We start from the raw sequence: 8,235 nt of genomic DNA, 5'->3' as shown, positions 1-8,235 counted from the left end.
ATAATTGATGAAGTTGGATATTTACCTATTGATGTAGATACAGCCAATATATTTTTTCAACTAATATCTAAACGATATGAAAAACACTCAACCATTATTACAACTAACATGCCTTTTTCAAGTTGGGGAGAAGTATTTGGTTCAGCAACAATTGCTAATGCAATATTGGATAGATTATTACATCATTCACATGTTATATCTATAAAAGGTCCTTCATACAGATTAAAATCTAAAATGAAATATTTTAACAGTTCTTCTAATACATCATCATAGTACAATTTTTGTACATAAATATATTCCATTTTTTGTGCAAAAATATATTGACATTTACATAATGCCTCCTGTATCCTACCTCATCCTTTATGTATAGATAATAGAGCATAGAGAGTCCCTCGGATTCTGATAAAACATCCCTTGAACCAAACTCCATTTTATAATTGGTAAATATACCTCCATACTCACTTGTTAGTTTTTTCTCTACAAATTCCCTAACTAACTTTTCATCAAGTGTCTCACAAGGATAATCATATTCGAAACTTAACCTTTTACTATTCATATTCCCCTCCCACATTACAAGAAATATGAGAACTATAACAATCAATATGTACCTTTTAATAACAATCACTCCCCTATGTCTTATAAAATTATATTTGTCAAAGGGATTAAATAGAACAGGTTAAAACTTGGTTAATTTATTGACAAGCTATATCTATTGATTTATACTAATATTGAAAATAATCTGAATATTATTGTTTTTGGAGGCGACTTATGATGAATTTATACCATATCAACCTAACTTATGAAAACAAAATAGATGAGATAGCAGAGGATATAATAAACAACAACTTTGATGTTATTGAAATAGACGGAATATGTAGCAGCTGTGATAGGAACTTAGTATTTGAATGTTTTGATTCAAACCCTATATTTAACATATTAAGAGAGCTTCAGCTAAAGGGTATTAGAGGATATAGATTTGACTGTAATATTTACGAAAGTTCAGATAAAAAGATTACTCTTGTTAAAAAATACGATGTTACCAATATAAATGAAATATAAATCATCTAAAATTTCTCCCCTTAAAAACCTATTTTACAATACTATAATCTTACCCGTTCAATTCTTTATATTTTTAATATTTCAATTAATCTTAGGTTTCTTGACATCAGACTTTTTTTACTATATACTACAATTGTTAATTGTCTGAAATATTTGATGGTAAAATCCATCAAATATTTTTTTACGCCCTATGCAATCGTTTGCTCACATTTAAAGGAGGTTTTAAAATGTCTAAAAAAATATTCACCTTTGATTTCTGGCAAAAATTCGGAAAAGCACTTATGGTTGTAGTCGCAGTAATGCCTGCAGCAGGACTTATGATTTCAATTGGAAAACTTATTGGAATTCTATTTGGGGACATTACACTTGCACAGACGATTGCAAGAATAATTGAAGATTTAGGTTGGGGAATAATTGTAAATCTTCACATACTATTTGCAGTTGCAATAGGTGGTTCTTGGGCAAAGGAGAGAGCTGGTGGTGCCTTTGCTGCACTTATAGCCTTCATACTAATAAACCGTGTAACAGGTGCAATATTTGGCGTAAATGGTGCAATGCTTCAGGATACAAACGCAACTGTTAAAACAATATTTGGCTCAAATTTAGTTGTTAAGGACTACTTTACATCTGTACTTGGTGCTCCAGCACTTAATATGGGTGTATTTGTTGGTATAATAGCAGGTTTCTTAGGTGCCGCACTTTATAACAAATACTACAACTACAACAAACTTCCAAACGCACTTTCCTTTTTTAATGGAAAAAGGTTTGTTCCTTTTGTGGTTATATTAGGTTCAGTTGTAACAGCAACTATACTTTCAATCTTTTGGCCAATTGTACAAACTGGTATTAATTCATTTGGTAAATGGATTGCAACATCAAGGGACAATGCCCCATTTATCTCAACATTTATATATGGAGCCCTTGAGAGAATTCTACTTCCATTTGGTCTTCACCATATGATTACTATACCTATGAACTACACAGAACTTGGTGGGGTTTACAACATACTGACTGGAGATAAGGTTGGACAGGCTGTTTATGGACAAGACCCTCTATGGCTTGCTTGGATTACAGACCTTAACAATCTAAAGGCAGCCGGCGATATGACTACATACAATAAACTACTTGCTACAGTACATCCAGCAAGATTTAAGGTTGGACAAATCGTAACTTCAACTGCATCATTAATAGGTGCTGCACTTGCAATGTATATGAGCGTTGAGAAGGAAAAAAGACCTCAATACAAATCAATGTTTTTATCAGCTGCACTTGCAGTATTTTTAACAGGAGTTACAGAACCAATTGAATTTATGTTTATGTTTACATCACCTATACTATTCTTTGGATATGCAGTGTTCACAGGACTTGCCTTTGCAATGGCAGACCTTATAAACTTAAGAATACACGCCTTTGGTTTTATAGAACTTTTAACACGTACACCAATGATAGTAAATGCAGGACTTGCAAAGGACTTATTAAACTTTGTATTTACTTGCCTTCTATTCTTTGCTGTAAACTTCTTTGGATTTAAATTTGCAATAAAGAAGTTTAATATACTAACTCCAGGACGTGGAGAAAATCAACTTGATGCAGAGGAAGAGGCTGCTGCAACAACTACTAATACAGGCAATAGAGAATTAGCATTTAAAATAATTGAACTTTTAGGCGGACGCGAAAACATTGTTGAAGTTGATGCTTGTATGACAAGACTTAGAGTTACAGTTGTTGATACAGCAAAGGTTGCAGAACAAAGCAAATGGAAGGAAAATGGAGCTGTTGGACTAATTATAAAGGACAAGGGAATACAAGCAATTTACGGGCCTAAGGCAGATATATTAAAATCGGATATAAACGATATATTGGGGGCATAATGATGAAGCTATTAACACTAAACTGCCATTCCTGGATTGAGGAGAATCAGCTTGAAAAGCTTGATATTATTGCAAAGGATATCATTGAAAAGGGATATGATGTGATTTCTCTTCAGGAGGTAAATCAGCTAATTGAAAGTAAAGTAGCTATGGACATTGTTAAGGAGGACAACTTTGCCCTCCTACTTATGAATAAAATAAACCAAACTTCAAAGGAAAAGTACAGTATGTACTACGAAAAGAGCCATATAGGATATGATAAATACGAAGAAGGAGTTGCTCTTTTAACAAAGCATAAGGTAAAAGATGTAAAGTCATACCTCATTTCAAGGGCAGATGACTTTAGCTTTTGGAAAACAAGAAGAGTTTTAAAGGCAAGTATTTTAATAGAAGGAAAAGAGATAGACTTCTACTCCTGCCACCTTGGCTGGTGGGATGATGAGAAGGAACCCTTTAAGGAGCAATTTGACAGGTTATATGAAACTATTGACCAAAACAAGCTGACATTCCTTATGGGAGACTTTAACAACAACGCCTTTAAAAAAAATGAAGGCTATGACTACATCATACAAAGAGGACTTTACGACACCTACAGCCTTGCAGAAGTAAAGGATGATGGCGTTACAGTAAAGGGGAAAATAGCAGGTTGGGATGAAAACAGAAATGATTTAAGACTTGATTTAATTTTAGTAAATAGGAAAATACCTGTTAAGTCTTCATCTGTTATATTCAACGGTATAAATAAAGAGGTTGTATCTGACCACTTTGGTGTTTGTGTTGAAATATAAACATATGGGCTGTAAAAAATAATACAGCCCTTAAAATAAAAAGGATATTTTCTGATTATTTTAAAATTTGTATAAAATTATAAAGGATGGTGTTTATTGTGAAAAGAGCTTGGTGGAAGGAAGGCGTAGCATACCAAATCTATGTCAGAAGTTTTAAAGACACAAATGGAGATGGAATTGGTGATTTAAGGGGAATTATTGAAAAACTTGATTACCTTAAACATTTAGGTGTTGATATGATATACCTAAACCCTATAAACAAATCTCCAAACGATGACAATGGCTATGACATTAGCGACTACTATGATATTATGGATGAATTTGGTACAATGGAGGATTTCAAACTTCTAATCCAAGAAATGCATAAGAGGGATATGAAGCTAATAATGGATCTTGTTATAAACCACACCTCAGATGAACATCCTTGGTTTGTTGAGAGCAGAAAATCAAAGGACAATCCGTATAGGGACTATTATATATGGCATCCTGGTAAAAACGGAAATCCTCCAAACAATTGGGGTTCCTTCTTTGGTGGAAGTGCTTGGGAATATGATGAACAATCAGGAGAATATTATCTACACCTATTCTCAAAGAAAATGCCTGATTTAAACTGGAGATGTGAAGATGTAAGAAACGAAATAATTAAAATGATTCAATTTTGGATTGATTTAGGAGTTGATGGGTTTAGATTTGATGCAATAAACCATCTTGAAAAGGACTTTAACTTCCCAGATGCAGAGATAAAAGAAGGACAAGTATATGGAGACTTTATAAAATATGTTCAAAACCTACCTAAGGTACACGACTATATAAAGGAAATAAGAAGAAGGGTATTTAACACAGGATATCACGTTTTAATCGGAGAAACAGGGGGAATTAGCTACCATAATGCCTACCTATATACAGGTGTTGATAGAGAAGAACTTGATATGACCTTCCATTTTGATATGCACTCTGTTGGCAAAGGTGAAAGGGACTGGGAGAGAAGAAAGATAGATTTAGTAAAAGAGATAAAGGAAAAGATGAGTGGATGGCAGATGAGGTATGAGAAGGAAGGCTGGTGCCCAATCTTCTACTCAAACCACGACTCAACAAGAACAGTATCAAGACTTGGGGACGATAAAAAATACCATAAAGAGTCTGCAAAAATGCTGGCAACATTACAGCTTACCCAAAAGGGAACACCATTTATATACTATGGTGATGAAATAGGAATGACAAATGCTTGGGACTTTGAACTTGAGGATTATAGGGATGTTGCTGTTTTTAATAAATATAGGGATTTTGTTGAATCTGGACTTGTGAGCCACGAAAACTATATAAAGGGGCTACACCTAACATCAAGGGATAATGCAAGAACGCCTATGCAGTGGGACGACAGCAAAAACGCTGGATTTAGTGAGACTACTCCTTGGATTAGGGTTAATTCAAATTATAAGGATATAAACGTTAAAGCACAAATTAAGGATGAAGATTCAATATTAAATTACTATAGAAGACTTATTGAACTTAGAAAGAATAATCTAACTCTTGTTTATGGAGATTTTATTGAAATTAACAGAGAACACGAAGAGATATACTCATATATAAGAAAAGGCGAAGATGATGCATTTTTAGTAGTGGTAAACTTCTTTAGTGGCACACCTGAATTTAAACTTCCTGAAGATGTTGAGATTAAAGAGGCTAAGCTGATTTTATCAAACTACAACTGTGGAGATGAAAATATAAACAATATAACCTTAAGACCTTATGAGGCAAGAATTTATAAGATTAAGTTATAATAAATATACTTTAGGCTGTTTAACCCCATGAAGGATTTCTTGGGCTCCGTTCATTTCGCTAAGCAATTGTAAGCTTTTCTTTGTTTGAAAAAGTCCTACCCTCGCGATGCCATCGTCCTGATGGCCGCTCGGCTCGGCACGTCCTGTGCCGAATTATGGACTTTTTCAAAGTCAAAAAGCAACAATTGCTAAAGCTTATGAAAGAGCCTATTTAAATCCTTTCATGGGGCTTTTTCATAAACTATCTAACAAGTGAGTTTGTCAACAATCTGTTTATTTCTCCTGTAATTTTGAAACAGGAACTTCAAAAACCTTGTTGGTATCTAAGTCTTTGACAACTGCCGATTTTGTATCCTTATGTACCTCCTCAATCCATACACTGTGGCCGTTGTACTTTACATCAATTACACCAAGTGAGTCTTGAATTTCCATTGCCCTTTCAAGCCTCATAACTACACCCCTTTTTTGTATTATGTTGTGCAAATTAGAAAATATTATACACCATTTTTTAGTAAGTTATTTTATTAAAATAATTAGGACTGTGTTTTCACAGCCCTAATTTACTTATTACCCATCCAATAAATTTTGTAAATACTATATCATAGATATAGAAAAATAACTGTGCTACTATGAGAAATAAATAGTAATAGCTAATTACAATTTCATTTGAAATGAATAACTTATACACATTATACACAGCAATTATTGAGATATTAAAGTAAATATACTTAAATACCCAATGGAATTTTGTTCTGCTCTCTAAATATGCCTTAACAGATGGATAGAAGGACATAGGGATAAAAACTAACACATACGCCTTATTGGGTATTAAAAAGAAGGCTAATATGTCTGTTGATAGTGCCACTAAAAACCCTGTGTATATGTTTGAAACAATAATAGGTATTGATAGAATATAGCTTGCAAGGCATAAAAAAGTTATTTTACCCTTAATACTTACAAGACCTAAATAGAGAGATATTATAGAAAGTGCTGCCGCTATACCGCTATAAGCAACCCTTTTGGTTTTATCCACATTATCCCCCCTCTTAACAGCAGGATATCAAATCTCCTCCTAAACATTCACAGCAACAGTCTGCACAGTATAGGTATGTACATATAGTACAGCAGTCGTCATTTGACCTTCTTGAGGTGTTGTAGTAATGGGTATTGTAGCTTCTATAGCTGTTGTTCATTCTATAAAGTGCATCTTTGTACTCTTGGTTGTAGGGGTTCATTTCTGATGCCCTTTTTATGTAGTCATATCCAACCGAATAGTTTCCTCTGTTTATATATACAAGTCCCATAAGATAGAACCATTCATCATTTCTTATATTTATTCTATTTAGCTCTCTTTCAGCACTAAAATAATCTCCTCTATTTATATACTCCCTAACCCTTTGAAAATCTGTAAAGGTATTTTGATTAGAGTAACCACTTGATGAATATCCTCCATTTGAATATCCACTCTGCTGTTTTCCGTGGTTATTTAAAAGATAATCATAGGCCTCATTTATCTCTCTTAATTTTTCCTCTGCAAGCTCCTTTAAAGGATTGTCTTGGTATCTATCTGGATGATATTTTTTCACAAGCTCCCTATAGGCTCTCTTTATATCCTCCATTGAAGCGTTCTTGTCTACACCTAATACCTCGTATGGATTTTTCATTTATCCTTTCCCCCTTTAGTATTCTTTCTGTCTTATCTGCAAGGGATAGATAAATAATGTTATCTAATATCCCTCTATTCTTTTTTATATCAAGTAATTCATAAGCCTTTGTTATGTTTTCAAGGTAGCTATATAGAACAAATCTTATATTCTCTACTACCCTTTCCCTAAAGTTTTCTTCCTTTTCATAATTAAAGGCATAAATTAAAGGATTATATTTTTTCTCCTTTATATCCTTCTCTAAATCATCTAATGCATCTACTACATATATCCACCTTCCAAGATTATAACCAAAATATTTTAATACCTCACCTGTTTTACCTTCTAAAACATCGAAGGTTTCCTTTGTTATTTCTCCAAAAAGGTGGCTAAGTCTATCTATGTCAGGTGAGTTCTGCCTTTCTAAAGAAGACATTTCATAAAGGTTTTTATCTATCCTTTTAATTTTATCCCTAAACTTCTCTCCCTTTTTCACTTTAAAAACCTTTGAAAGCAGAAAGGAAAAATAGTTTTTGTCGTCATTAAAATCATCAAGGAGCTTTCTATTTGTTAAAATAATATTCATCATAGCTGCATAGTCTATATATTCATTTGTAAAATAGTTTACTTTATTTACTTTATACCCACAAAACCTCCTCTTTGGCCTGTCTGTATCATATTTTATTGATGACAAAAACAAGGCAAGAAAGGTCATATCGTAATTCAAAATATACTTTGCTGGGTAGTTTATCTTTCCAAGGGATGTGCAGACTCCACAGTAGTAGCCCTTGAAAACATCAAGCTCCCTAACCTTTAGCTCTCCCTTTAAGGGTGTAACATAACCAAATATAAAACCACATCCTTCTTTACAAGTATATTTTTATTTTACTTCAAATATATTAAAAATTCCATATATGGTTAATAAAAAGAAAAGAATTCATCCGAAGATGAATTCTTTTATGTTATAAGTAATACGGCTGCCATTATATTTTTAAATCCCTTATAGGTAGGCTATAAACAACTTTATATTTTCCTGAACCGCTGTCATATTGCAAAGTTTCAATCCCTTATAGGTAGGCTATAAACGGTGCGA

10 protein-coding genes are annotated in these 8,235 nt (G+C 33.2%); 5 read left to right on the top strand and 5 right to left on the bottom strand.

The genetic code is table 11. The features are described from left to right. On the top strand, positions 1–273 hold a 273-nt coding region (locus tag BUB63_RS08195; RefSeq protein WP_159431465.1), incomplete at its 5' end, for an ATP-binding protein. On the opposite strand, the gene BUB63_RS08190 is transcribed toward BUB63_RS08195, so the two are convergent. Continuing rightward, positions 257–556, bottom strand: coding sequence for a hypothetical protein (locus BUB63_RS08190; RefSeq protein WP_073249004.1), 300 nt, complete (start codon positions 554–556; stop codon positions 257–259). The two genes, BUB63_RS08195 and BUB63_RS08190, sit on opposite strands and share 17 nt — an antisense overlap. 212 nt (positions 557–768) lie before the next feature. Here BUB63_RS08190 and BUB63_RS08185 point away from each other — a divergent pair, with 212 nt between their 5' ends. The 4 genes from BUB63_RS08185 (at position 769) to BUB63_RS08170 (ending at position 5,499) form a co-directional block, all read left to right on the top strand. Next, positions 769–1,059, top strand: coding sequence for a hypothetical protein (locus tag BUB63_RS08185; protein WP_073249002.1), 291 nt, complete (start codon positions 769–771; stop codon positions 1,057–1,059). 227 nt (positions 1,060–1,286) lie between these two features. Further along, positions 1,287–2,930 carry a PTS transporter subunit IIBC gene (locus BUB63_RS08180; RefSeq protein WP_073249000.1) on the top strand — a complete coding sequence of 548 codons (1,644 nt, stop codon included), beginning with the start codon at positions 1,287–1,289 and terminating at the stop codon, positions 2,928–2,930. 2 nt (positions 2,931–2,932) lie between these two features. Beyond that, on the top strand, positions 2,933–3,718 hold the full coding sequence (locus tag BUB63_RS08175; protein ID WP_073248998.1) for an endonuclease/exonuclease/phosphatase family protein: 786 nt from the start codon (positions 2,933–2,935) through the stop codon (positions 3,716–3,718). Positions 3,719–3,816: 98 nt separating this feature from the next. Further along, positions 3,817–5,499: a glycoside hydrolase family 13 protein gene (locus BUB63_RS08170; RefSeq protein ID WP_073248996.1), complete on the top strand. Its 1,683-nt coding sequence runs from the start codon at positions 3,817–3,819 to the stop codon at positions 5,497–5,499. A 273-nt stretch (positions 5,500–5,772) separates the two neighbouring features. Here BUB63_RS08170 and BUB63_RS08165 read toward each other — a convergent pair whose 3' ends face one another. From BUB63_RS08165 to BUB63_RS08150, 4 genes are all read right to left on the bottom strand, one after another. After that, on the bottom strand, positions 5,773–5,949 hold the full coding sequence (locus tag BUB63_RS08165) for an H-type small acid-soluble spore protein (protein WP_027309026.1): 177 nt from the start codon (positions 5,947–5,949) through the stop codon (positions 5,773–5,775). 97 nt (positions 5,950–6,046) lie between these two features. Next, positions 6,047–6,532, bottom strand: a complete 486-nt coding sequence (locus BUB63_RS08160) for a hypothetical protein (RefSeq protein WP_073248995.1) — start codon at positions 6,530–6,532, stop codon at positions 6,047–6,049. Between the two features lie 13 nt (positions 6,533–6,545). Beyond that, a complete protein-coding gene (locus BUB63_RS08155) occupies positions 6,546–7,163 on the bottom strand; it encodes a DnaJ domain-containing protein (protein WP_073248994.1) in 618 nt (205 codons plus the stop codon). After that, the gene (locus tag BUB63_RS08150; protein WP_073248993.1) at positions 7,093–7,992 is read right to left on the bottom strand and encodes a DUF5685 family protein; all 900 of its coding nucleotides are present in this window, start codon (positions 7,990–7,992) and stop codon (positions 7,093–7,095) included. Before BUB63_RS08150 ends, BUB63_RS08155 begins: the two co-directional genes overlap by 71 nt. Positions 7,993–8,235: the final 243 nt, after the last annotated feature.

The sequence above is a fragment of the Caloramator proteoclasticus DSM 10124 genome (genome assembly GCF_900129265.1).
In the GTDB taxonomy this organism is placed as follows: Bacteria; Bacillota; Clostridia; order Clostridiales; family Caloramatoraceae; genus Thermobrachium; species Thermobrachium proteoclasticum.
This window is presented reverse-complemented; position numbering and strand designations above follow the sequence as displayed.